The 22,586-nt window shown below is 66.7% G+C and carries 24 protein-coding genes and 1 pseudogene; 5 read left to right on the top strand and 20 right to left on the bottom strand.

Annotation, left to right across the window (positions count from 1 at the left end):
* Positions 1-32 precede the first annotated feature (32 nt).
* Positions 33-635 carry an NAD(P)H:quinone oxidoreductase gene (gene wrbA / locus NP80_RS00285; protein WP_006410164.1) on the top strand — a complete coding sequence of 201 codons (603 nt, stop codon included), beginning with the start codon at positions 33-35 and terminating at the stop codon, positions 633-635.
* 124 nt (positions 636-759) lie between these two features.
* Here the strand turns inward: wrbA and NP80_RS00290 are convergent, their stop codons facing one another.
* The 10 genes and pseudogenes from NP80_RS00290 to NP80_RS00330 all read right to left on the bottom strand — a co-directional run bounded on the left by NP80_RS00290 (position 760) and on the right by NP80_RS00330 (position 6,548).
* Positions 760-1,068, bottom strand: coding sequence for a hypothetical protein (locus NP80_RS00290; protein WP_006399218.1), 309 nt, complete (start codon positions 1,066-1,068; stop codon positions 760-762).
* A 215-nt stretch (positions 1,069-1,283) separates the two neighbouring features.
* A complete protein-coding gene (locus NP80_RS00295; RefSeq protein WP_006405403.1) occupies positions 1,284-2,018 on the bottom strand; it encodes an LrgB family protein in 735 nt (244 codons plus the stop codon).
* Positions 2,015-2,386: a CidA/LrgA family protein gene (locus NP80_RS00300; protein ID WP_006411108.1), complete on the bottom strand. Its 372-nt coding sequence runs from the start codon at positions 2,384-2,386 to the stop codon at positions 2,015-2,017. Before NP80_RS00300 ends, NP80_RS00295 begins: the two co-directional genes overlap by 4 nt.
* Before the next feature lie 54 nt (positions 2,387-2,440).
* Complete coding sequence (locus NP80_RS00305; protein WP_006411105.1) at positions 2,441-2,749, bottom strand: dioxygenase; 309 nt, start codon at positions 2,747-2,749, stop codon at positions 2,441-2,443.
* Positions 2,727-3,785: a maleylacetate reductase gene (locus NP80_RS00310; protein ID WP_006411101.1), complete on the bottom strand. Its 1,059-nt coding sequence runs from the start codon at positions 3,783-3,785 to the stop codon at positions 2,727-2,729. The genes NP80_RS00305 and NP80_RS00310 overlap by 23 nt, the downstream gene beginning before the upstream one ends.
* Positions 3,786-3,808: 23 nt before the next feature.
* The gene (locus NP80_RS31630) at positions 3,809-3,952 is read right to left on the bottom strand and encodes a betaine-aldehyde dehydrogenase (RefSeq protein ID WP_226823244.1); all 144 of its coding nucleotides are present in this window, start codon (positions 3,950-3,952) and stop codon (positions 3,809-3,811) included.
* An 88-nt stretch (positions 3,953-4,040) separates the two neighbouring features.
* Positions 4,041-4,160, bottom strand: a pseudogene (locus NP80_RS31870) (aldehyde dehydrogenase family protein); the annotation flags it as partial.
* 68 nt (positions 4,161-4,228) lie between these two features.
* Entirely contained in the window at positions 4,229-5,263 is a 1,035-nt protein-coding gene (locus NP80_RS00320) for an alpha/beta hydrolase (protein ID WP_006405408.1), read from the bottom strand.
* Positions 5,264-5,322: 59 nt separating this feature from the next.
* Positions 5,323-5,748: an organic hydroperoxide resistance protein gene (locus tag NP80_RS00325; RefSeq protein WP_006411107.1), complete on the bottom strand. Its 426-nt coding sequence runs from the start codon at positions 5,746-5,748 to the stop codon at positions 5,323-5,325.
* A gap of 233 nt (positions 5,749-5,981) precedes the next feature.
* Positions 5,982-6,548: a TetR/AcrR family transcriptional regulator gene (locus tag NP80_RS00330; protein WP_006399226.1), complete on the bottom strand. Its 567-nt coding sequence runs from the start codon at positions 6,546-6,548 to the stop codon at positions 5,982-5,984.
* Positions 6,549-6,826: 278 nt separating this feature from the next.
* Between NP80_RS00330 and NP80_RS00335 the strand changes: the two genes are divergently transcribed.
* Positions 6,827-8,680, top strand: coding sequence for an ABC transporter ATP-binding protein (locus NP80_RS00335; protein WP_006411104.1), 1,854 nt, complete (start codon positions 6,827-6,829; stop codon positions 8,678-8,680).
* A gap of 219 nt (positions 8,681-8,899) precedes the next feature.
* On the opposite strand, the gene NP80_RS00340 is transcribed toward NP80_RS00335, so the two are convergent.
* From NP80_RS00340 to NP80_RS00385, 10 genes are all read right to left on the bottom strand, one after another.
* Positions 8,900-9,988, bottom strand: a complete 1,089-nt coding sequence (locus NP80_RS00340) for a porin (protein WP_006411103.1) — start codon at positions 9,986-9,988, stop codon at positions 8,900-8,902.
* A gap of 222 nt (positions 9,989-10,210) precedes the next feature.
* Complete coding sequence (locus tag NP80_RS00345; protein WP_006405413.1) at positions 10,211-10,546, bottom strand: Rieske (2Fe-2S) protein; 336 nt, start codon at positions 10,544-10,546, stop codon at positions 10,211-10,213.
* Between the two features lie 2 nt (positions 10,547-10,548).
* Entirely contained in the window at positions 10,549-10,860 is a 312-nt protein-coding gene (locus NP80_RS00350; RefSeq protein WP_006405414.1) for a YciI family protein, read from the bottom strand.
* A gap of 5 nt (positions 10,861-10,865) precedes the next feature.
* Positions 10,866-11,738: an intradiol ring-cleavage dioxygenase gene (locus tag NP80_RS00355; RefSeq protein ID WP_006405415.1), complete on the bottom strand. Its 873-nt coding sequence runs from the start codon at positions 11,736-11,738 to the stop codon at positions 10,866-10,868.
* Positions 11,739-11,766: 28 nt separating this feature from the next.
* Complete coding sequence (locus NP80_RS00360; protein WP_006405416.1) at positions 11,767-12,834, bottom strand: maleylacetate reductase; 1,068 nt, start codon at positions 12,832-12,834, stop codon at positions 11,767-11,769.
* 7 nt (positions 12,835-12,841) lie between these two features.
* Positions 12,842-14,308 (bottom strand): aldehyde dehydrogenase family protein, encoded by a 1,467-nt coding sequence (locus NP80_RS00365; protein ID WP_006408964.1) that lies wholly within the window; start codon positions 14,306-14,308, stop codon positions 12,842-12,844.
* Between the two features lie 32 nt (positions 14,309-14,340).
* A complete protein-coding gene (locus tag NP80_RS00370) occupies positions 14,341-15,360 on the bottom strand; it encodes a hypothetical protein (protein WP_006408969.1) in 1,020 nt (339 codons plus the stop codon).
* Between the two features lie 42 nt (positions 15,361-15,402).
* Positions 15,403-15,897: a cupin domain-containing protein gene (locus tag NP80_RS00375; RefSeq protein ID WP_006405419.1), complete on the bottom strand. Its 495-nt coding sequence runs from the start codon at positions 15,895-15,897 to the stop codon at positions 15,403-15,405.
* A 114-nt stretch (positions 15,898-16,011) separates the two neighbouring features.
* Entirely contained in the window at positions 16,012-16,941 is a 930-nt protein-coding gene (locus tag NP80_RS00380; protein WP_006405420.1) for a LysR family transcriptional regulator, read from the bottom strand.
* Between the two features lie 121 nt (positions 16,942-17,062).
* Positions 17,063-18,313, bottom strand: a complete 1,251-nt coding sequence (locus NP80_RS00385) for an MFS transporter (protein ID WP_035945838.1) — start codon at positions 18,311-18,313, stop codon at positions 17,063-17,065.
* 902 nt (positions 18,314-19,215) lie between these two features.
* On the opposite strand from NP80_RS00385, the gene NP80_RS00390 reads away from it, so the two are divergent.
* The 3 genes from NP80_RS00390 (at position 19,216) to NP80_RS00400 (ending at position 22,498) form a co-directional block, all read left to right on the top strand.
* Positions 19,216-20,388, top strand: a complete 1,173-nt coding sequence (locus tag NP80_RS00390) for a porin (protein ID WP_006408970.1) — start codon at positions 19,216-19,218, stop codon at positions 20,386-20,388.
* 563 nt (positions 20,389-20,951) lie between these two features.
* On the top strand, positions 20,952-22,106 hold the full coding sequence (locus tag NP80_RS00395) for a branched-chain amino acid ABC transporter substrate-binding protein (protein ID WP_006405425.1): 1,155 nt from the start codon (positions 20,952-20,954) through the stop codon (positions 22,104-22,106).
* Between the two features lie 89 nt (positions 22,107-22,195).
* Complete coding sequence (locus tag NP80_RS00400) at positions 22,196-22,498, top strand: DNA-binding protein (RefSeq protein ID WP_006399241.1); 303 nt, start codon at positions 22,196-22,198, stop codon at positions 22,496-22,498.
* Positions 22,499-22,586 lie beyond the last annotated feature (88 nt).

The following is a 22,586-nucleotide window of genomic DNA, read 5'->3' on the forward strand; positions in this document are numbered from 1 at the left end:
TGCGGGGCTTCTTTTAAGCGGAGATTCGCAACATGGCCAAGGTACTCGTTCTTTACTACTCGTCCTACGGACACGTCGAAACGATGGCGCAGCACGTCGCGGAAGGCGCGAAATCGGTGCCCGGCGTCGAGGTCACGCTCAAGCGCGTGCCGGAGACGATTCCCGCCGATCAGGCGAAGGCGATCGGCATCAAGGTCGATCAGGCCGCACCGGTCGCGACCGTGGACGAGCTCGCGGACTACGATGCGATCCTGTTCGGCACGCCGACGCGCTTCGGCAACATGGCCGGCCAGATGCGTACGTTCCTCGACCAGACGGGCGGCTTGTGGATGAAGGGCGCGCTGGTCGGCAAGATCGGCAGCGTGTTCGCGTCGACGGGCACGCAGCACGGCGGCCAGGAAACGACGATCACGTCGTTCCATACGACGCTGCTGCATCACGGGATGGTGATCGTCGGCGTGCCGTATGCGTGCAGCGGGCTTGTCAACATGAACGAGATCACGGGCGGCACGCCGTACGGCGCGACGACGCTAGCGGGCGCGGACGGCAGCCGTCAGCCGAGCGCGAACGAACTCGACATCGCGCGCTATCAGGGCAAGCACGTCGCGGAACTCGCGGTGAAGCTCGCCTCGTAAGCCCGTCGTCAGGTCGCGCGCGTGGGGCGACCATGCGCGTTACGGGCGTGGCGCCGCGACGCCGCGCGCAGGCGGCGGGCGCCGTGCCGGCCGCCCGCGCGCCGCGCGTCGTGCGCCGCCGGCGTTACTGCCCGGAAGCCGGCGCGGCCGGCGCCGCGTTGGCCGGCGCCTTCTGCACCGCGTTCTGCGGATAGTTGCTCTGATCGTTGGTCAGCCGATAGCCGCTGCCCGTGCCGATCGCCTTCAGGTCCTTCGCGTGCCGCTCGCGTGCCGCCTTGCGCGCCGCTTTCTTCTTCGCCTTGTCGAGCTGCTTCTGCGTCGGCGCGGATGCCGCCGTCGTGTCCTGCGCCCATGCCGCCGGCGCGGCGGTCAACAGCAGACCGAACGACGCCGTGACTGCCACTGCCACCGAAACCACGCGAGACTGCTTCATGCCGGATCTCCTTGTCGATTGTCGAGGGTGAATCGAGCGGCGCCGGCGCGCTCGCGACGGATGTCGGTTGCGCACGACGGCGCCGATGCAACGTTAGCCGATCGCCGCGGAATTGTCCTTGTGCATTCGTGAATTCCGGCGATAACGGCCCGCATACGTGCCGGCCGCGATCGAAACGCGCAATGCGAGACTGCCGTACGACCGCACCGCGCCGCTCAGAGCCAGCGCGATACGATCGGCAGCAGGATCGGCACGACGAACGCGGTCAGCACGCCATTGAGTCCCATCCCGAGCCCGGCGAACGCACCGGCTTCCTCGCTGACCTGAAACGCGCGCGCGGTGCCGATGCCATGCGAGGCGACGCCGAGCGCGAAGCCGCGCACCGCGGGCTCGTCGATGCGCAGCGCGTTCAGGATGCTGCGCGCGCAGACGGCGCCGAAGATCCCGGTCGAAATGACGAGCACGGCCGTCAGCGACGGAATGCCGCCGATCTCCGCGGCGACCGCCATCGCGATCGGCGTCGTCGCGGACTTCGGCGCAAGCGACGCAATCGTCTGATGAGACGCGCCGAGCAACGCGGCGATGCCGACCGCCGACACGATCGCCGTCAGCGAACCGGCGACGAGGCCGATCAGCAGCGGCAACGCCGCGCGGCGCAGCTTCGCCCATTGGCGATACAGCGGCAGCGCGAGCGCGACGGTCGCGGGGCCGAGCAGGAAGTGAACGAACTGCGCCCCTTCGAAATACGTCGGGTAGGGCGTGCGCGTCAGCGTCAGCAGCGCGACGATCAGCGCGACCGCGATCAGCACCGGGTTCGCGAGCGGATTGAAGCGGGCACGCGCATAGACGGCCTGCGCGACGAGATACGCGATCAGCGTGATCGTGAGTCCGAGCAGCGGACTCGCGGCGAGGTAGACCCAGATCGCGCCGAGCTTCGGGAAGGCCGTCATCGCGTGCCCTCCGCGGTGCCGGTCGCGCGTTGCTGGCGCCGCAGCAGCGCGCGCGTGACGAGTGCGGTAACGGCGATCGCGAGCGTCGTGCTGACGACGAGCGCGACGACGACCGCGACCGCATCGCCGCGCACGCGGCCCGCCGACACCATGATCCCGACGCCGGCCGGCACGAACAGCAGCGACAGATGGCGCAGCAGTTCGAGCGCGGTCGGCTCGATCGCGTCGGCGACCTGCGGCCGCAGCATCGCGAAACCGAACAACAGCAGCATGCCGATCACCGGGCCGGGCACCGGCAAACCGAACAGATAGGACACCCCTTCCCCGAGACACTGGAAGGTCAGCAATACCGCGAAAGCCTGCAACATGAAGCGATTCTCCTGACGACGGCGCGCGCCGCGGCGGCCGGCACGCGCCGGCCGCTACCGGCCTTGGCGCGCGGTAAGCGCGATCGTACCAAGTTCGCGAAACCTGCAGCGTCGTTCGGCCGGCGTCAGTTCGAGCTCGCGCGCGAAGCCGTGCAGATGCCGTACCAGTGCGCTCATGATCGTTTTGAGCCGCCCGTCCTCGCAGGCAGCGGACGTCACGCGCACCGTGTCGGCGATCGCGCTCGGCGAGTCGTCGGCGCGTGCGCCGGAACTCGGCTCGATCTCGTCTCTTGATACGCGTGACGCGCACGCGGCAAAGGGCTCGCCGGCGTCGCGCCGCTCACGCCGGCCGGCGGCCCGCATAGGCGTCTTCGAGCAGCGCGCGCAGCGATGCGCGCTCGGGCGGGCGCGGGTTCCAGTACGGGTTGCGCAACGCGAGATCGAGCACGCGTTCGATGTCGGCCTCCTCCATGCCGATGTCCTTCAGCGCGACCGGCACGCCGCTGGCACGGGCGAGATCGAAAACGCCGCGTGCCGCGTCGTCGGCGCCGAGTGCGGCAGCGATGCGGCGCATCGCGGCCGGCGCGGCGTCGCGGTTGTAAGCGAGCGCATGCGGCAGCACGATCGTATGCGTTTCCGCGTGCGGCAGGTTCAGCGTGCCGCCGAGCGTATGGCACAGCTTGTGATGCAGCGCCATCCCGACGCTGCCGAGCACGGCACCGCACAGCCAGGCACCGTACAGACAGTCGGCGCGCGCGTCGGCGTCGTGCGCGTCGTGCACGATGCGCGGCAGGCCGCCGGCCAACGCACGTATGCCTTCCTCCGCCATCAGGCTCGCGACCGGGTTCGCGTCGGGCGCGTACAGCCCTTCGGCCGCGTGCGCGATCGCGTTGATCCCGCTCGTCACCGAGAGCGCCACCGGCAGCGACAGCGTCAGGTCCGGATCGTAGATCACCGCCTTCGGCAGCACGCGCAGGTCGCGGCCCGTCTTCTTCACCCCGCCTTCGGTGAGCCCGTAGATCGGCGTCATTTCGGAGCCGGCATAGGTCGTCGGCACCGCGACGATCGGCAGTCCCGAATCGAGCGCGATCGCCTTACCGAGGCCCGTCGTCGAGCCGCCGCCGATCGCGATCGCGCAGTCCGCATCGACCTGCGCGGCAAATGCGCGGGCCGCGCGCGCCGTCTCGATCGGCACGTGCATGACCGCTTCGGCAAACACGCCGGCGGCGCGCGCGGCGAGCCGATGCGCGAGCGCTTCGGCCTGCGCGCGCTGCGGCGGCGTCGAGAGCACGATCGCGCGCGTGGCGCCAAGGCGCTCGATTTCCTGCGGCAACTGCGCGAGACTGCCCGCGCCGAATACGACGCGCGACGGCAGGCCGTTGTAGACGAACGAATGCATCGCGATGCGCTCCGTGTAAAGGTTCAACGCGGATAGTACGGCGGAATCTGCGCATCGACGTCGAGCCGCACCGATTTCGCATGGATGTACTCGTGCATCGCGTCGAAGCTCTTTGCGCACCCGTCGTCGCTCGCGCAGACGCTGCCGAGCGGCAAGCCGGGGCTCACGCGCTTGTAGCCATCCGCACCGCCTCTCGGATCCGCGTGCGAAGCCGTGCGCACGCTGTCGGTCGCGCGTCCAGAGGCCGGCGCCGAGCCCGCACGCGGCGCGGGCCGCGATCGCGAGCGCCTCGTCGCCGGTGCGAAACGTCGTGACCGTCACGAACGGGCCGAACCCTGCGTGCTGCGCGACGCGGTCGCCCGGCTTCGCATGCACGCAAAAGCGGCGGGCGTAGGCCCGCCGCGTCGATCTCCGCGCGCACCTCGCGGCGCGCGCATGCGCCGTTACTTCAGACGCGTCGCGATTTCGTTCGCCATCGCCTTCAGTGCGGCCTGCGTCGGCGCATCGGCGGCCAATGCGTTGAGCAGCCCGAAATCGTGGATCGTGCCGTCGTAACGCGTCGTCGTCGCTTCGACGCCGGCCGCGTCGAGCTTGCGGCCGTATGCTTCGCCTTCGTCGCGCAGCACGTCGAACTGCGCGACCTGGATCAGCGCGGGCGGCAGCCCCTTCAGTTGCGCGACGCTCGCGCGCAGCGGCGACGCATAGATCTCGTTGCGCTGCGCTTCGTTCTTCGTGTACGCGTCCCAGAACCACTTCATCATCGGGCGCGTCAGGAAGTGGCCCTGCTGATACGCGCGATACGAACCCGTGTCGAAGTCGTGATCGGTGACGGGCCACAGCAAACCCTGGAAGCGAATCGCCGGCCCGCCCTTGTCCTTCGCCATCAGCGCGACGACCGCCGCCATGTTGCCGCCGACGCTATTGCCGACCACCGCGAGACGGCTGCCGTCGACGCCGATTTCGGCACCGTGTGCGGCGACCCACTTCGTTGCGGCATAGGCCTGATTGATCGCGACCGGATAACGCGCTTCCGGCGACGGCGTGTAGTTGACGAACACGGCCACCGCACCCGATTGCACGACGAGATCGCGCACGAGCCGCTCGTGCGTCGGGAAATCGCCGAGCACCCAGCCGCCGCCGTGGAAGAACATGAACACGGGCGGCGTGCCCGTCGCGTGTTGCGGACGCACGATCGTGATCGGCACGGACAGCCCGTCCTGCTCGATCGTGCGGTTCGACACGTCGATCCCCGACAGGTCGACCTTCACGCCGTTCTGTGCGTCGACGAGCACCTGCCGCGCCTTCGCGGGGCTCAGCGTTTCGAGGCCCGGGCCCTTCTGCGCGTTCAACGCGGCGAGAAACGCGCTCGTCGTCGCGTCGGGGCGCACGGTGTCGGCGCCTGCCGCGAACGCGGCCGGAACGGCGGAAGACAATGCCGCGACGGCGGCGACGATCAGCAGCGGCTTGACGATCTTCATGATGAGACTCCTGAATCGGGTAATGGATGGGCGATGAACGGGTCGGTTGCCATGTACGGTCAGACGAGCGTCAGCGTGACGTCGATGTTGCCGCGCGTCGCGTTCGAGTACGGGCAGACGACATGCGCGCGCTCGATCAGCGTCTGCGCGACCTCGCGCTCGAGGCCCGGCAGCGAGATCTTCAGTTCGACTTCGATGCCGAAGCCCTTCGGGATCGCGCCGATGCCGACGCTGCCTTCGATCGACGCGTCGGCGGGCATCGCGATCTTGTCGCGCGCCGCGACGAACTTCATCGCGCCGATGAAGCACGCGCTGTAGCCGGCCGCGAACAGCTGCTCGGGATTCGCGCCTGCACCGCCCGCGCCGCCGAGTTCGCGCGGCGTCGTGAGCTTCAGGTCCAGATTGCTTTCGGGCACCGTCGCACGGCCGTCGCGGCCGCCGGTGGCTTTTGCGTGAGCGCGGTACAGCACTTTTTCGATCGACATGACAGGCTCCTTTTCAACGAGTGAGTGGAACAACCTTCCAACCGGGGTCGCTCGCAGGCGGCATCGTCGTCGCCGGCTTCGCGTTTGTTTATCTACTCATAGATAGATAAACATCCCCAAAAAATGCAGATGCCCAGGCATCTGCGCAACTTAGTCTATCTACCAACAGATAGACAGCCAAACCCGACAAAAGGGCGGCGAACCGCCCTCCTTCTTGCTCACGCGCCCCGTCGTCAGGCCCGCGTCTTCCAGACCGCCTCGACGTCCTCGAGGCGCGCCCGCGTATGAAACAGCCGGCTCGCGAGCACGCTGCCCTGAAACGCCGCGTACAGCGCGCGCGCCGCCGCGTCGGGCTTGCCGCTGAAGCTGAGCGTGCCTTCCTTCGCGCCTTGCGCGAGCAGCTCCGCGAGCCAGCGCTCGTTCGCCTGGAAGAACGCCTGCACCGCCTGCCGCACGTTGTCGGGCAGCGACTCGATATCGGCCGCAAGCATGCCGCACAGACAGATCCGGTCGCCGTCGCCGAGCGTGCGCCCGAACAGCTTCGTGTACAGACTCAGCTTCACGTCGGCCGGCAACGACGGATCGATCGCGCGCATCGCGGCCAGCACTTCGTCGCTGTATGCCGCTACCGCTTCCAGCACGAGATCGTCCTTCGACGGGAAGTAGTAATGGATGCTCGACGTCTTCACGCCCACCAGATCGGACAGGTCGCGATAGCTGAAGCCGTTGTAGCCGCGCAGCATCATCAGCGTGATCGCGTGATCGAGAATCTGTTCGCGGACGGTCGGTTTCGTTTCCATGGATCGAACTTTATCTACTCATAGATAGACAGTCAAGGACTTTTTTGCGACTCGATAAAAAAGATGGCGCGCCGCCGAGCGGCCGCCGTGCCGGCATGGTTTACAACCGCCCTGCAACGCAGGCGAAACGATGCGACACTCGCAGCCGGGCGCCGCGGCCGCGACGCGATCCGCGCTCCAGCGGCCGCGCGCCGGTGCGGCCACATGCGGCCGCGCACCCACCGCTATTGGCGTGACCGATCGGGCCCCGTCGCCCGATCGCATCAGGAGAATGATCGATGTATTCGTGGTTTGAACGACGGCTGCCGACCTTCCCGCTCGAAGAGCCCGCGACGCCGCCGAACGGCTTCTTCTCGTTCGTCTGGGCCTGCACGCAGGGCGCGCGCGGCTGGATCCTGCTGATCGCGCTGACCTCGGCGGCGCTCGCCGCCTACGAAGCCGCGCTGTTTGCGATGATGGGCCGCGTGGTCGACTGGCTGTCGTCGGCGACGCCGGCGACGTTCGGCGAGCTTCACTTCGGCACGCTGGCCGGCTTCGCGGCGATCCTCGCAGGCAGCGTCGTGCTGATCGCGCTGCACACGATGGTCAAGCATCAGGTGCTCGCGATCAATTTCCCGATGCGGCTGCGCTGGCTGTTTCATCGACTGATGCTCGAACAGAGCCTGTCGTTCTATGCGAACGAATTCGCGGGCCGCGTGACGACGAAGATCATGCAGACTGCGCTCGCCGTGCGCGACGCGCTGTTCATGTCGGTCGACGTCGTGATCGGCGTGGCTGCGTACCTGCTCGGCATCCTCGCGCTTGCCGCGAGCTTCGACTGGCGACTGATGATTCCGCTCGCGCTGTGGGCGCTCGGCTACGGCGCCGCGTGCGCGTATTTCGTGCCGCGTCTCGGCCGCGTCGGCAGCGAGCAGGCCGATGCGCGCGCGCTGATGACGGGCCGCATTACCGACGCGTATTCGAACATCACGACCGTCAAGCTGTTCTCGCATACGCGCCGCGAGGCGGATCACGCGCGGCGCGCGATGGAAGCGTTCAAGGTCACCGGCGATGCGCAGATGCGGCTCGTCAGTGCGTTCGAGATCGTCAATCATCTGCTGTCGACGGCGCTGCTGGTCGGCTCGACGGGCCTCGCGGTCGCGCTGTGGATGCACGGCGAAGCGAGCGCAGGCGTCGTCGCCGCCGTGATTGCGATGGCGCTGCGGCTGTCGAGCTACTCGCACTGGATCATGTGGGAGATGACCGAGCTGTTCGAGAACGTCGGCACGATCCAGGACGGCATCACGACGCTCACGCGCGTGCGCAGCGTCGTCGACGCGCGCGATGCGCGGCAGCTCGTCGTGTCGCGCGGCGAGATCGTGTTCGACAACGTACGGTTCGCGCATGACGACAACGAGAAGCCGGTGTTCGACGGGCTGAACCTCACGATTCGTCCGGGCGAGCGGATCGGCCTGATCGGCCGCTCGGGCGCCGGCAAGTCGACGCTCGTGAACCTGCTGCTGCGCTTCTACGACGTGGACGGCGGCGCGATCCGGATCGACGGGCAGGACATCGCGCACGTCACGCAGGACAGCCTGCGCGCGGCCATTGGCATGGTCACGCAGGATACGTCGCTGCTGCATCGGACGATGCGCGAGAACATCCTGTACGGCCGCCCGGATGCGACCGAACGGGAGATGCGCGCCGCCGCCGAGCGTGCGGAAGCGTCGGAATTCATCGAGCGGCTGCGCGACCGGCATGGGCGCTCGGGCTATGACGTCGAGGTCGGCGAGCGCGGCGTGAAGCTGTCGGGCGGCCAGCGGCAGCGCGTCGCGATCGCGCGCGTGATGCTCAAGGACGCGCCGATTCTCGTGCTCGACGAAGCGACGAGCGCGCTCGACTCCGAGGTCGAAGTCGCGATCCAGCGCAGCCTCGACAGTCTGATGACGGGCAAGACGGTGATCGCGATCGCGCATCGGCTCTCGACGATCGCGGCGATGGACCGGCTGATCGTGCTCGACGAAGGACGAATCGTCGAGGAAGGCACGCATCAGCAATTGCTGCAGGCAGGCGGGATTTACGCGGCGCTGTGGGCCCATCAGAGCGGCGGGTTTCTCGGCGAGACGGCGGACGAGGCGGCACCCGCGCAGTGAGCGTCGCGGTGAAGCCGGCCGCCGGCATCGGTGCACGCCAGGCCGGCGAACGGCTTCGCGAGTGCATCCCCGTCCCGTCGCAACCGGCCGGACCGGCGCTCAGGCGCGGGCTGCGGGCGTCCCCGCGTTGAACGTCGCCCAGCACGGTGACGAGAACGAGTGCGGCAATCAGCCCGAGATGTTCGAAGAAGCCGCATGCCAAGTTCGCCCGCCACCGCCTTAGAACATCGTATGCACCCCGATGCGTGCAACGGCCTGGCTCGCCGAGCCGGACGCCCCGTTCGGATCGAGCACGCCGTTGATCTGCGCATTCGCGCCGCTATTCGCGCGTTGATAGTCGGCGGACACATAGACCATCGTGCGCTTCGACAACAGGTATTGCAGCGCGGCGCTGACCTGATGCGCATGGTTGTCGTTCACGGCCTCGTTGCCCTTCATGTACATGTATTTCGCGCCGAGAAAGACGTCCGGCCGGATCCGCCAGACCGCGCCGGCTTCGGCCATCCACACGCCGGCTTCGTTGAATGAATTGCGCACGGTGGTCAGCAAGGCCTTGGCGGTGACCGCGCCAAAGTCGTAGTGCATGCCGACGCCCCAGTTGCGCACGCTGGTCGACGGTGTCCCCGGCGTCGAGCCGTACTTCTCGTTCGTATAGGCCGCGCCGATACCCAATGCACCGGCCTCGTAGTTCAATCCGACGCTGACGGTATTGTTCGCGCCGACGGAACCGGCCACACCGCCGAACGCATACATCACGCCGCCGGAAAACCCGCCAATCGTCGGTGAACTGTATTTGACGGAATTCGCAACGGGCTTGCTGCCCGCCGTGCGGTCCCAATCGAACGCCCCGGTCGGATTGTTCGGCAGCGCAAGCCGCTGAAACGGCCCGTTCCTGAAGCCGTACAGCCCCGTGATGTCCATCGAAATCGCGTTGCCCTTCGCGAACAGCGAATCGACCATGAAGTCGTACTGGTTACCGAGCCGGACGCTGCCGAACCGGTCGCTCTCGATGCCGACGTAAGCGTTACGGGCAAAGAGGCCCGTGCCGACGATGCTGCCGTTCGCCATCGAGAACTGGTTCACGAGCGCGAACGTCGCGTGATAGCCGCCGCCGAGATCTTCCGTGCCGCGAAGGCCGAACAGGTTCGGCGTGAAGATGCCGTCGTCGAACTTGACGTTCTTCCCGCCGCCCTCGTTACCCACATACGAAATGCCGCTGTCGATCAGCCCGAACAGCGTCACGCTGCTTTGCGCATACGCGCCCGGCGCGATGGCGAGCATCGCGACTACACCAAACCCGAGTTTCATCGTGTCTCCGTCTTTTTTGGAAATTCGCGAGCGGGCGTCCGCTACGTCACCGGCGCTCGCCCGATGCTTTTTTTGAAACAACACCTTCCCTGCCCCGGATCGACGACGATTCAGGGCGGCACATCCGACGTTGCTTAGTGATACTGATTCAACAGAACGAACGAAATATCACGCGCGCGTCGCTGGCTTCATCGCGTCGACGCGATTACGCGAACCCTCGATTCAAGCGTCTCGGCAAATCACCCACGCCGCCGGATCGACTTCAACCGGCACGGCTTCCAGCCCCGCACCGGCGCACGGCCCGTCGATACACATCCCGTCGTCGAACCGGAACAGCGCGCTGTGATGCGCACACATCAGCACCTGCGACCGATAGCACGAAACGTTGCCCGGTACGAAGTCGAGCGGAACCGAGAAATGCGGGCAGCGGTTCACGTACGCCCACACCTGCGCCCCGCGCCGCACGACGATCACCGACCGGCCGATGCACGCTTCATCGACGACCCGCGCCCCGCCGTCGGGCACGTCGGAGACGCGGCAGAGTTGCGTCGCGTTCATGCTCAGACTCTCCGCTCCGGGTTGCCGAGGCTCCAGTCCCACGGCCGCACCTCCACCCGCGAAAACAGCCCTTCCTTCACATAGGGATCGTTGCCGACGAACCGCATCACCGCATCGATATCATCGGCTTCGATCACAAGCAGCGTGCCGTTCATCGCATCGCCCTGCGGATCGAGCGTCGGGCCGCCGAGCCGCACGTACACGCCATGCTGAGCCGCCGAGCGCAGATAGCTGCGATGCGTGGACCGCACGCGATCGCGCACGTCGCGCATCCCCGGCTGGTCCGTCGCGAACACCGCAAAGAATCGAGCCATATCGGTCAGCTCCGGTCGAGCACGAAGTCGTACGTCGCTTCGCGGTACGCACCGTTGATGCCGAACCGGCGCGCCAGCTCATCGCCCGCTTCGCGCCGGCGATAGGCGACCATCAGCGACGGCTTCACGCCAAACACGGCATCCGACTGCAGGTACGCGTCTTCCTCGTCGAACAGATGCGTGACGAGCCTGCGATAGCCGGGCGCATCGATCATGAAGTGCAGGTGTGCGGGGCGCCACGGATGCCGCCCGGTCGCGTCGAGCATCTTGCCGACCGGGCCGTCGGTCGGAATCGGATAGCTGACCGGCAGAATCGTCGTGATCGCGTAACGCCCCTGCGCGTCGGTCCGGTAGCGGCCTCGCAAGTTGCCGTGCGGCTGCGCCGGGTCCTGTCCGGAATACATGCCGTTGTCGGCGGTCTGCCAGACGTCGAGCACGGCATCCGGCACCGGCGCACCGTCGGTGGTCAGCACACGGCCATGCACGAGCGCCGGCGTGCCGGGCGTGAGCGCCATGTTCTCGCCATACGCGCGATCGGGCATCCCTTCGATGTAGAACGGTCCAAACACCGTCGTTTCCGTCGCACCGGTCGCCAAGCGATGGTTGATCGCGTCGACCAGCATCGACACACCGAGCGTGTCGGACAGCAGGATGAACTCCTGCCGCACGACGTCGTCGCACATCTGCCCGGTTTCGGTCAGGAAGCGAATCGCGGCCATCCACTCGGCTTCGGTCAGCTCGGTTTCGCGGACGAACGCATGCAGGTGCCGCACGAGGCTCTGCATCAGCATGCGCAAGCGCGGGTTCGGCGCGCCGTCGAAGCTGGCGACGACCTGCTCGGTCAACCGCGTATCGCCGTCGTCATGATCATTCGTCACGTTCGTCTCCTTTGACGCGGACCGCCGCTCACCGCGGCGCGCGCCCTTCCCATGCATGCTGAAGCAACTCGCGGATCGCGACACATTCGATCGGCCGCGGGTTCGCATACGGATTCCGGCATGCGAGGTCGGCCGCCTCGTCAAGGCCCGCCTCCGGCATCCCGAGGTCGCCAAGCGCCGCCTGCAGCCCGAGCTGCCGGTTCAGTTCGAACAATAGCGTGCCGGCGTCGGCGGCGTCGCTACCGCCCAGCGCCCGCGCGACACGCCGCAGCGCGTCGGGCGCCGCCGCATGGTTGTAGTGCGCGGTATGCGGCAACATCGCGGCATGCGTCTGCGCGTGCGGCAGGTTGAAGGTGCCGCCGAGCGTATGACAGAGCTTGTGATGCAACGCCATGCCGACCGCGCCCAGGCACGTGCCGGCAAGCCAGGCGCCATACAGTGCGCGGCTGCGCATCTCGCGATCGTCGGGCGCGCGAACGATCGCCGGCAATGATTCGCCGAGCGCACGTATCGATTCCTCCGCCATCAGACTGATGACCGGGTTCGCATCGTCGGCATAGAGCGCCTCGACCGCGTGCGCCATCGCGTTGACGCCGGACGCCGCCGAGATCCCCGGCGGCAACGACAGCGTCAGCGACGGGTCGTAAAGCACCGTGCGCGGCAGCACGCGCGGGTCGCGCCCGGTGCGCTTGAGGCGGCCTTCCGTCAGCCCGAAGATCGGCGTCATCTCCGAGCCCGCGTAGGTCGTCGGCACGGCGAGGATCGGCAGCGACGATTCGAGTGCGATCGCCTTGCCGAGCCCGATGGTCGAACCGCCGCCGATCGCGACGCAGCAGTCCGCGCCGAGTTCGACGGCCATCTCGCATGCCGCGCGTGCCACTTCGACCGGCACGTGCATCACGGCCTGCGCGCACACGCCGGCCGCGCGCTCGCCCAGTACGCGGCTCACGCGCTCCGCGAGCGGCTGCTGCTCGGGCGTCGACAGGATCAGCGCCCGCTGCACGCCGAGTGCATTCAGCTCGTCCGGCAGCCGTTCGAGCGCGCCCCATTCGAAGACGACGCGCGAAGGCGTTCCCTGGTAGACGAAGCGCTCCATCGCGACCTCAACGCTTGAAGTGCGGCGGCACGTTGCCGTCGACGTTGACCCACACCGAGCGCGCTTCCGTGTAGTCGTGCATCGCCTCGAAGCCCATCTCGCGGCCGTAGCCCGACTTGCCGATGCCGCCGAACGGGCTGCCCGGGTTGACGCGCTTGTAGCAGTTGATCCAGCACATCCCGGCGTCGATCTTCGATGCCATCCGGTGCGCGCGGGACAGATCGTTGGTCCACAAACCGCTGCCGAGCCCGTATTCGGTCGCGTTCGCAATCGACAGCGCTTCCTCGTCGCTGCCGAAGCGCAGCACCGTGACGAACGGACCGAACACTTCCTCCTGCGCGATGCGATCGGCTGCGCTCTTCGCTTCGATGACGGTCGGACGCACGTAATAACCGTCGGCGAGTGCGGCATCCTGCGGCGCGCTGCCGCCGGCGAGCACGCGGCCGCCCTGCTCGCGCGCGACGTCGACGAACGACAGCACGCGATCGAGATGCTGCTTCGACGTCAGCGGACCCATCTCGGTGTCCGGGTCCAGCGGATTGCCGATGCGGATCGACGAAGCCAGCGACACGAAGCGCTCGAGGAACGCGTCTGCGATACGCTCGTGCAGGATCAGACGCGAACCTGCGATGCAAGCCTGCCCCTGGTTGTGGAAGATCGCCCACGCGGCGCCGTTGATCGCGGCGTCGAGGTTCGCATCGTCGAATACGATGTTCGCGCCCTTGCCGCCCAGCTCCAGCTGCAAGCGCTTCAGGTTGCCCTGCGATGCGTCGACGATCCGGCGGCCCGTCGCGGTCGAACCGGTGAACGCGATCTTGCCGACCCCGGGGTGTTCGGCGAGCCGCTGGCCGGCGGTGTGTCCATAGCCGGGCACGATATTGACGACGCCGGCCGGAAATCCGACCTCGGCCATCAGCTCGACGATCCGCAGCGTCGACAGCGGCGTGATCTCCGACGGTTTCAGCACGACCGTGTTGCCGGCGGCCAGCGCCGGGCCCATCTTCCAGCTCGTGAACATCAGCGGGAAATTCCACGGCACGATCTGCCCGACTACGCCGATCGGCGCGCGCTGCACATAGTTGAGGAAGCCCGGTTCGACCGGAATCACCGAGCCTTGCAGCTTGTCGGCCATCCCGCCGAAGTAGCGAAAGCACGCTGCCGTGCGCGGCACGTCGAGCGCCCGGGAATCGCGGATCGGGTGTCCGGTATCCAGCGATTCGAGCTGGGCGAGTTCCTCGGCATTCGCCTCGATCGCATCCGCCAGACGCAGCAGCAGCCGGCCGCGCTCGGCCGCCGCCAACGCCGACCATTTCGGAAACGCGCGCGTCGCGGCTTCGACCGCCGCGTCCACGTCCGCGGCGGTGGCGGCGGCGATTTTCGCGATCAACGAGCCGTCGTGCGGATTGAGCACGTCGATCGTGCCGCGGTCGACGGCGTCGACGAAGCGCCCGTCGATGAAGAGTTGGGTTTGCATGAATCGTCCTCGATTGGTTGCGCGAGCGCGGCTTAGAACTCGATCGGATACGGCGCCAGCTCGCCGCTTTCGTATCGCTGCGGCAGGTCCGGCGTTGCGTTCTCCCAGACCAGCAGCATCGAGCGCTTCGTCGAGTAGCCCTGGTGCCGGATGTCGGCCGGCATTGCGCAGATGTCGCCGGCGCGCATCGTGATCCGCGCACGCGGCGCACCGGTGTTCTTGTCGCCGATGTCCCATACGATTTCGTCCGACAGCTGCAGGAACCATTCGACCCGGTCGTTACCATGGAACACCGGCAGGATGTATTCCTCCGTCGTCGGGCAGAACAGGCTGCGCCCGCACACGGATGTCACGGACGGATTCCACGTCACGTCGGAGCGCGACAGGTACTTGAACAGGTTGAACGCGTGCAGCTCCCCTTCGAATCCGGGCTCCACGTGCACCTCCGGCTCGTCCTGATCGACGTCGAGAAACGCGCGGTTGACCGGCAGCGCGTCGCGCAGCGGCGAATCGCCTTCGAGGCCCGGCATGCGGCGCGTCGCGATACGCGTGCGCTCGATCGCCGAATCGTTTTCACCGTGTTTGCGGCCGAATGCGCTGCCCGTCTCCTGTGGCGCCGCGAACGGATCGAAGCCTTCGTTGGTCCAGTCGTGCAGCATCGCCTTGAACGTCGCCATGACCGTCGGCGTCTCGAACGTCTCGGTGTAGTCGACACCGGCTTCCTTCAGGATGCCGTTGAACGTTCCCGCATAGACGTCGACCTTGCCGTAGTGATTGCGCGTGCCGAACACGTGATCGAAATTCACCCAGCCGTAGAAGAAGCCCCACGCGACGTCGCGCATCATCGCGCGCAGGAACGCGTCGGCGGGTATCGCATGCGTGCGGGTCTGGCCTCTCGCGGGCCAGCTGATCTTCACGAAGTACTCGTCGCGCTGGAACGCGAACTCGCCGAGCTGGAAGCGGCGGTAACCGGTGACGGCATCGGCTAGCGTGACCTGCACCAGATCGGCGGCAAAGCCTGCGGAAAGATCGAGGGTCTCGAGCGTGGCCATGAGATGTCTCCAGGAATAGTTGAATGGTTTCGAGCGGGCGGATCAGTGCACGCAGATCTCGGCCCACTTCTCGACGGACAGCTCGCCGAGCACGGTCTGCACGAGCGCGACGCCGGGCTTGCTCGCGATGAACCGATACGCGCAGCCCGCCGGCAGCAATGCCTGATGCCCCTTGCGCAGCACCACGTGGCCCATCTCGCGGCCCGCCGGCTCGACGCCGGCGCTCACGGTGCCGCGGCCCGTGGTGGGCGGGCTGTCGAGCTTGATGAAGTCGATGCGGACTTCGCCGTCCATCTGGATCGCGAACTCGTCGTGCGCGCAAGCAAACCACGGCGACTCGCCCTCGGTCCGCAGCACCTCGATCACGTATTCGAGGTTCTTGCCGGCGACCACTTTCTCGTAGGGCGCCGACTTCGATGCGATGTCGAAGATGTTCGAAAACGCGTAGTGCTTCGCGCTGCCGCTGGTGATTTCGATCTCGCCGCGCGTGTAGCTGTCGAGCGAACCAAAAACGGTGTGACGTGCCGTGTCGGTCATTGCTGTCTCCTGAGTTGAACCGCTTGTTGGATTCAACTCTAGGGGCAAGGACGCCCCTCAACAAGGCAACGGACCGCGACTACGGCATTTGCGATTCGCGAATAATCGCGTCGTTCAGCGAACCCAGCCGCGTTCCAGCAGCGGGCGGTCCCACGGCGATTCCTCACCGATGTATTCGGCGAGGAATTCGACGAGCGCCTTGACCTTCAACGCCTGTCGCTGCGTTGCGGGATAAACGGCCGCGAAGCTCAGCGGCGCAATCTGGAAATCGGTCAGAATCGGCACCAATCGGCCCGCGACGAGTGCGTCGCTCGCGACGAGCGTCGGGAGGCACACGACACCGCCGCCCGTCAGGGCGTACTCGCGCAGCAGATGGACGGAGTTCGAACGGATCATGCCGGGCAGCTCCATCTCGACGACCTCGTCGCCGCGCGTGAGCGTCCAGCGATTGCGCGATGGATAACCGGAATACAGCGCCGTGGTGTGCTGCAGCAATTCGCGCGGATGCTGTGGCGCGCCATGCGCTTCGAGGTACGCGGGCGATGCGCAGAACAGGCGCCGCACGACGAACAGTCGCCGCTCGATCAGCGAGTCGGAAATCGGCGGGAAGATCTGGAATGCGATGTCGAACCCTTCTTCGACCGGGTCCACGACACGATCGTTGACGATGACGTCGAGCTGGATGCCCGGATAGCGGCGATTGAATTCGGCGAGCGGCACGCCGAAGTGATCGAGCGCGAAGCCGGGCAGCATCTGGATGCGCAGCCGACCGGTCGGCGTCGCGCGCAGCTCGCGCATCTGGTCGGTCAGCTCGTTCACGCGCCCGACGACCTCCGCGCATTCGCGGTAGAAGGTCTCGCCCACTTCGGATAAGCGCACGTGCCGCGTGCTTCGATGGAACAGCGGTGCGTTGACGAACTTCTCCAGTTGCTGGATACGGTTCGTCACGACCGAACTGGTGACCCCAAGCTGACGGGCCGCTTCGGCGAAGCTGCTCGCCTCCGCGACCCTGACGAATGCCTCGATGCTCAGAAACCGGTCCATACCGCGCCCTTGCTGCAAGCGAAAGCACCAGTCTAACCGGAGCTGCCGGCCGGTTGGATCATGCGAAAGGCGTCACTCTGTCGCCTGGCGGGTGTCAATCGCGCCGGCCGCCTCCGGGACGTTACGGCTGCTTGCCGGCCGTCAGCTCCGGCTGCACGCCGACGCGGCGCTGCAGCACGGCCGGCGCGGTTTCCCGCATCAGCGTGCTGACCACGATGCCGAGCAGCACCGCGCCCATCGGCAGCCACAGGATGTTCTGGATCCCGAAGTGCGCGGCGACGTAGCCGCCCATCGCCGGCGCGATGCCGCCGCCGAAGATTTCGCCGCAGCCGACCACCACGCCGATCGACGTCGACACGAGGCCCACCGGCGCGGCTTCGGTTGCAACCGGCCCCGACAGCAGCGACACCAGCCCGAGCGTGAAGAACGAGGCGACGAACAGGACGATGAACAGCATGACGGGCTGCGGACCGAGGCCGCGGAAGAGGTAGAGCATCACGGCCGTGCCGGCGAAGCCGACGATACTTGCGACGCGGCGACCCACCAGATCCGACAGTCCCGGCAACCCGAACTGCCCGAAAAAGCCGCCGAAGCCGATTGCCGATACGACGAGCCCCATCTTCTGCGTGCCTAGCGACAGGTAGTCCGTCAGATACAGCGGCAATAGCGCGCCGAGCACGAACACGCCCGTCATCGCGCAACACAATGCGGCCATCGCGACGAGGATGTTGCGGCTCTTCAGTACGTGGCCGAGGGACGCCGGCGCGTGTTCCGACTCGACTGCCTTCGCGCGTTTCGGTTCGCGAATCACGAAGAACATGACGGCGCCAAGAACCAGGCCCGGCACCGCGACGAGCGCGAATACCCAGCGCCACGACACGAACTCGAGCAGCTGCGTCGCGATGATCGGCGACAGCGCGAGCCCGAACAGCGCGAAGCCGCTTTGCTGTAGCCCGAGGTTCAGCCCGCGCCGCCGCGGATGCGACGCGTCGGCCGTCGCCGCGAAGCTGGTCGGGCAAAACGAGCCTTCGGCGACGCCCATTAGCCCGCGAATCGCGATCAGCCCGAGCAGCCCGCTCGCGAGCCCCGAGAAGCCGGAGAGCAGCGAGAACGCGACGATCGCGGGAATCAGTACTTTGCGGCGGCCGACCTTGTCCGAGATGCCGCCCATCAGCGCGGCGAAGATGCCCCATGACAGGCCGAGCACGCCAATGCAGTTGCCGACGTCCTGCGCCGTCAGGTTGAGGTCCTTCATGATCGAGGGGAACAGCGGCGCGATCAGCCAGCGGTCGAGGCCGACCAGCCCGAAACCGAGCGCCAGCAGCGTGACCGCCTTCCACTCGTACGCGGTATCCCACTTGTTTGCTTTCATGTCTGTCTCCGTGAAGCTGGTCAGCCCGCGCGAGGCGCGGCGTTCGTGCATGAGCCAGGTCCGTTGTCTTTGGGTGCGATGCGACACGAGCCGCGCGGAAATGGCGGTCGCCTGCCGGCCGGAAGCGTCGAATTAACGCGCCGACGCCCGAACGATAGGTGTGCGGATGCGGATTGGGTATGGAACAACCGGCGAACGCGCCATTCGCGAAATGCAAATAATCGGCGTGGTGGACGCGCGGGTCGGCGGAGCAGCGCTGTGCGAACGCGCGCGGGATTGAGACCGCGCAGCTACGGGGGAATCCCTCATAGACATCGGCGTGCTGCTCGCGGCGCCCGGGACGTGACCGCTTCGAGGCCGGAGCGCCTGCTATGGAAAAGCGGAGACTGAAGAGGCAGCGACAAATGTGCAGGCATTCGCGGGCGCGCATGCGGGTCATGCTGCGCGATCCACCGCAGCGTCGAGCCCGTCGATTTCGGCCTCGCACCGCGGCGCGATCGCTTGGGCATGGCTGATCAGGCTCGACGAGAAACGCGCAAACGCGGTGCGACAGGGCGGGCCGAATTTACGCGGCGCTGTGGGCGCATCAGAGCGGCGGGTTTCTCGGCGAGACGGCGGAGTCCGAAGCTGCCATGCGGTAGCGCGCGTGGCCGACGCGCCTCGGCAGCGCCACGTCGTGCATGCACGCCAAACCGCAACTGCAATCGTCCGTGAACGGCAAGCTCGACGGGTCGTCGCGACACCCGCATCGCCTCGGTGAACGCCGTTGCATCGGAGCGGTCCGCCCGTACGCCGCGGCGCCTCATAACGTTCCGACAATTTATTGGTTCCCTCGACGATGTGTCTGTCCGTATCGTTCACCCCGAATCGTCAGACCTAACGACCAACGGGGGAATCCAGTCATGAAACGCATCAGGTCACTCGCCTTGCTCGCCCTGCCGGCATCGCTCTACGCGGCCGGCGCGCACGCGCAAAGCAGCGTCACGCTGTACGGGATCGTCGATGCCGGCATCGCGTACGTGCACAACGCGCAGAACGCGAACGGCAGCAACGCGTCGAACCTCGTCAAGTTCAGCAGCGGCAACCTGTCCGGCAGCCGCTGGGGGCTGCGCGGCACCGAGGATCTCGGCGGCGGGCTCGCCGCGCTGTTCCAGCTCGAGAACGGCTTCAACATCGGCACGGGCGCGCTCGGCCAGGGCCAGCGCGAGTTCGGCCGCAAGGCGATCGTCGGCCTGTCGAGCGGTACGTACGGCACCGTGACGCTCGGCCGCCAGTACGATCCGGTCGTCGATCTCGTGCAGGGGCTCACGGAGGACAACTACTTCGGCGGCGTATTCGCGACGCCCGGCGATCTCGACAACTACGACAACAGCCTGCGCGTGAGCAATTCGGTGAAGTACACGAGTCCGCTGATCGCCGGCTTCCAGGCCGAAGCGCTGTACGGCTTCGGCGGCGTCGCCGGGGCGACGGGCAGCGGGCGCACGTACAGCTTCGCACTCGGCTATGCCAACGGCCCGCTGTCGCTCGGCGCCGGCTACTTCTTCGCGAACGGCGGCACGACGGCCGCGAACGGCATCCGCTCGTGGACGAGCAGCTCGGACACGCTGTTCAACACCGTGATCAATCAGGGCTTCTCGAGCGCGAAGTCGATTCAGATCGTGCGCGTGGCCGGCCAGTACGTGGCCGGGCCGGCGACGTTCGGCATCGCGTATTCGAATACGCAATACGGCGCCGACACGCTGTCGACGTTCCGCCAGACCGCGAAGTTCAACAACGGCTCCGCGTTCTTCAACTGGCAGTTCTCGCCGGCATTGCGCGCGGGCGTCGGCTACAACTACACGTCGCTGACGGGGCCGACCTCCGCGCATTACAACCAGGTCAATGTCGGGGCCGACTACGCGCTGTCGAAACGCACCGATCTGTACGCGCTGTTCGGATATCAGAAGGCGAGCGGCCATACGCTCGACGCAAACGGCGCGCGCGTGAACGCGACCGCGTCGGTCGGGTCGTACGGCGTCAATTCCGGTACCGATACGCAGGAACTGGCGATCGTCGGGATCCGGCACAAGTTCTGACCGCTGCCCGCCGCCGCGATAGCGGCGTGCAGGCAAGTATCGCGACGGGCGCGCACTGCGGTGTGCGCCCGCTTTTTTGCTCGCTCGAAACAAGACGTCCCATCGCGTGAGCCGCGTGTGCGGCCCGTCACTGGCGAAGGCCGGCGAACCGGACCGTTAGTTGCGTCAACGTGCCGATTGTCACGATGCGGTCGTCGGCCTGCCGATGACATCGACGGAAAGTGTGCCGCCAAAACGACCGAACAGTTCCGTACCGACAGCACCAGACTGTCCATGGCCAGCGCGCCGTACGCAGCCGAATAATCCTTCAGTCGACGACAGCGACCGACATCGCCGAAGCCGAAGCGAACCGCAAAGCGCACCGACAGCGGTTCGGCTATATTCACACCTTGCTTTTCGTCAGGCGAATACGCCGTGCTCGACGCTCGCATGCGCGCGCGGCCGCCGGCGCCAGGCAAACGAACCCTTCAAGGGTGACGGAGACTCGTCCGGTCATCGGCCGCCCACAAGGCGACCGGCGCGCTGGACGTCAATAGAAATATCAATCGATATGGAGATGGCTGATGGAACGAAGCATTGTCGGCATGCGCTGCAAACCCCTGATCACGGCCGCACTCGCCGTCGCCGCATTCGGCGCGGCGTCGGGCGCATTGGCCGATCAGGTCGTCAAGATCGGCAGCGTTGAACCGACGACGGGCGGCATCGCACACCTCGGCAAGGACAACGAGAACGGCGCGCGCCTCGCGGTCGAGGAAATCAACGCGAAGGGGCTGACGATCGGCGGCCAGAAGATCACGCTGCAGTTCGACCCGCAGGACGACGCGGCCGATCCGCGTCAGGCGACGCAGGTTGCGCAGAAGCTCGTCGACGACAAGGTCGTCGCCGTGATCGGCCATCTGAACTCGGGCACGTCGATCCCCGCCTCGAAGATCTACAGCGATGCGGGCATCGTGCAGATTTCGCCGTCGGCGACGAACCCGACCTACACGCAGCAGGGCTTCAAGACGACGTATCGCGTGGTCGCGACCGACGCGCAGCAAGGCCCGGCGCTCGCAAGCTACGCGCAGTCGAACGGCGTGAAGACGGTGGCCGTCGTCGACGATTCGACCGCGTACGGCCAGGGCCTCGCGAACGAGTTCGAGAAGAAGGCGAAGGCGCTCGGCCTGAAGGTGCTGTCGCACGACGCGACGAACGACAAGGCGGTCGACTTCCGCGCGATCCTGACCAAGATCAAGGGCGAAAACCCCGACGCGATCATGTACGGCGGCATGGACGCCACCGGCGGCCCGCTCGCGAAGCAGGCGAAGCAGCTCGGTCTGCGCGCGAAGATCCTGTCTGGCGACGGCGTCTGCACGGACCAGCTCGCGCAGCTCGCCGGCCCCGCGGCCGACAACGTGCTCTGCTCGCAGGCCGGCGCGGCCATCGAGAAGATGCCGGGCGGCGCCGCGTTCGTCGCGAAGTATCAGAAGCGCTTCAACCAGGGCATCAAGTTCGATGCGCCGTTCGCGTACGACGCCGTGTACATCGTCGTCGACGCGATGAAGCGCGCGAACTCGACCGACCCCGCGAAGATCCTGGCCGCGATGCCGGCGACCAAGTACGAAGGCGTGATCGGCACGACGACGTTCGATTCGAAGGGCGACCTGACGCACGGGATCATTTCGATCTACGGCTACAAGAGCGGCAAGAAGACCTTCCTCGATCAGGTCCGGATGTAACGGCGGCCGCGACGTCGGCTCGACGGGTGTCGCCGCCCGTCGGCGCCGGCGCCGCGCGGGCCGGCTTTGCTTGACGGAGGACAGCAATCATGTGTGCGATGGCGTATGCCGATTTTCAGCAGGAGTTGAAGAAGGCGCAATTGACCGCGCGCGAGTTCGCGCGGCTGATCCGGATGAATGAAAGCTCGATCACGAACTATTCGAGCAAGGGCACGGTACCGTCGCATCTCGCCGTGATCGCGACGCTGATCGGCGCGCTGGCCGCGCACGAAATCGACTTCCGCCGCGTGATCCGGCAGACGCGGATCGAGCCGAAACGGCCGCGCGGTGTCGGTGCGTTTCCCGCAACGGCCCATCCGCGTACCGCAAAGCGCGGCGACGAACAGTCGTAAAACGCGTCAACCGGCGGCCGCGAACGGCACGCCGCCGCGCGATGAGACTATCCGTTCGGATCGCTCGCATGCGCGCACGCGCGAGTTC

The sequence above is a fragment of the Burkholderia multivorans ATCC BAA-247 genome (assembly GCF_000959525.1).
Taxonomy (GTDB): Bacteria; Pseudomonadota; Gammaproteobacteria; order Burkholderiales; family Burkholderiaceae; genus Burkholderia; species Burkholderia multivorans.

Bases quoted from the DNA above. Each gene is read 5' to 3' on its own strand.
- wrbA (WP_006410164.1), top strand. From the start codon at position 33: ATGGCCAAGGTACTCGTTCTTTACTACTCGTCCTACGGACACGTCGAA.
- NP80_RS00290 (WP_006399218.1), bottom strand. From the start codon at position 1,068: ATGAAGCAGTCTCGCGTGGTTTCGGTGGCAGTGGCAGTCACGGCGTCG.
- NP80_RS00295 (WP_006405403.1), bottom strand. From the start codon at position 2,018: ATGACGGCCTTCCCGAAGCTCGGCGCGATCTGGGTCTACCTCGCCGCG.
- NP80_RS00300 (WP_006411108.1), bottom strand. From the start codon at position 2,386: ATGTTGCAGGCTTTCGCGGTATTGCTGACCTTCCAGTGTCTCGGGGAA.
- NP80_RS00305 (WP_006411105.1), bottom strand. From the start codon at position 2,749: ATGCGGGCCGCCGGCCGGCGTGAGCGGCGCGACGCCGGCGAGCCCTTT.
- NP80_RS00310 (WP_006411101.1), bottom strand. From the start codon at position 3,785: ATGCATTCGTTCGTCTACAACGGCCTGCCGTCGCGCGTCGTATTCGGC.
- NP80_RS00320 (WP_006405408.1), bottom strand. From the start codon at position 5,263: ATGAAGATCGTCAAGCCGCTGCTGATCGTCGCCGCCGTCGCGGCATTG.
- NP80_RS00325 (WP_006411107.1), bottom strand. From the start codon at position 5,748: ATGTCGATCGAAAAAGTGCTGTACCGCGCTCACGCAAAAGCCACCGGC.
- NP80_RS00330 (WP_006399226.1), bottom strand. From the start codon at position 6,548: ATGGAAACGAAACCGACCGTCCGCGAACAGATTCTCGATCACGCGATC.
- NP80_RS00335 (WP_006411104.1), top strand. From the start codon at position 6,827: ATGTATTCGTGGTTTGAACGACGGCTGCCGACCTTCCCGCTCGAAGAG.
- NP80_RS00340 (WP_006411103.1), bottom strand. From the start codon at position 9,988: ATGAAACTCGGGTTTGGTGTAGTCGCGATGCTCGCCATCGCGCCGGGC.
- NP80_RS00345 (WP_006405413.1), bottom strand. From the start codon at position 10,546: ATGAACGCGACGCAACTCTGCCGCGTCTCCGACGTGCCCGACGGCGGG.
- NP80_RS00350 (WP_006405414.1), bottom strand. From the start codon at position 10,860: ATGGCTCGATTCTTTGCGGTGTTCGCGACGGACCAGCCGGGGATGCGC.
- NP80_RS00360 (WP_006405416.1), bottom strand. From the start codon at position 12,834: ATGGAGCGCTTCGTCTACCAGGGAACGCCTTCGCGCGTCGTCTTCGAA.
- NP80_RS00365 (WP_006408964.1), bottom strand. From the start codon at position 14,308: ATGCAAACCCAACTCTTCATCGACGGGCGCTTCGTCGACGCCGTCGAC.
- NP80_RS00370 (WP_006408969.1), bottom strand. From the start codon at position 15,360: ATGGCCACGCTCGAGACCCTCGATCTTTCCGCAGGCTTTGCCGCCGAT.
- NP80_RS00375 (WP_006405419.1), bottom strand. From the start codon at position 15,897: ATGACCGACACGGCACGTCACACCGTTTTTGGTTCGCTCGACAGCTAC.
- NP80_RS00380 (WP_006405420.1), bottom strand. From the start codon at position 16,941: ATGGACCGGTTTCTGAGCATCGAGGCATTCGTCAGGGTCGCGGAGGCG.
- NP80_RS00385 (WP_035945838.1), bottom strand. From the start codon at position 18,313: ATGAAAGCAAACAAGTGGGATACCGCGTACGAGTGGAAGGCGGTCACG.
- NP80_RS00390 (WP_006408970.1), top strand. From the start codon at position 19,216: ATGAAACGCATCAGGTCACTCGCCTTGCTCGCCCTGCCGGCATCGCTC.
- NP80_RS00395 (WP_006405425.1), top strand. From the start codon at position 20,952: ATGGAACGAAGCATTGTCGGCATGCGCTGCAAACCCCTGATCACGGCC.
- NP80_RS00400 (WP_006399241.1), top strand. From the start codon at position 22,196: ATGTGTGCGATGGCGTATGCCGATTTTCAGCAGGAGTTGAAGAAGGCG.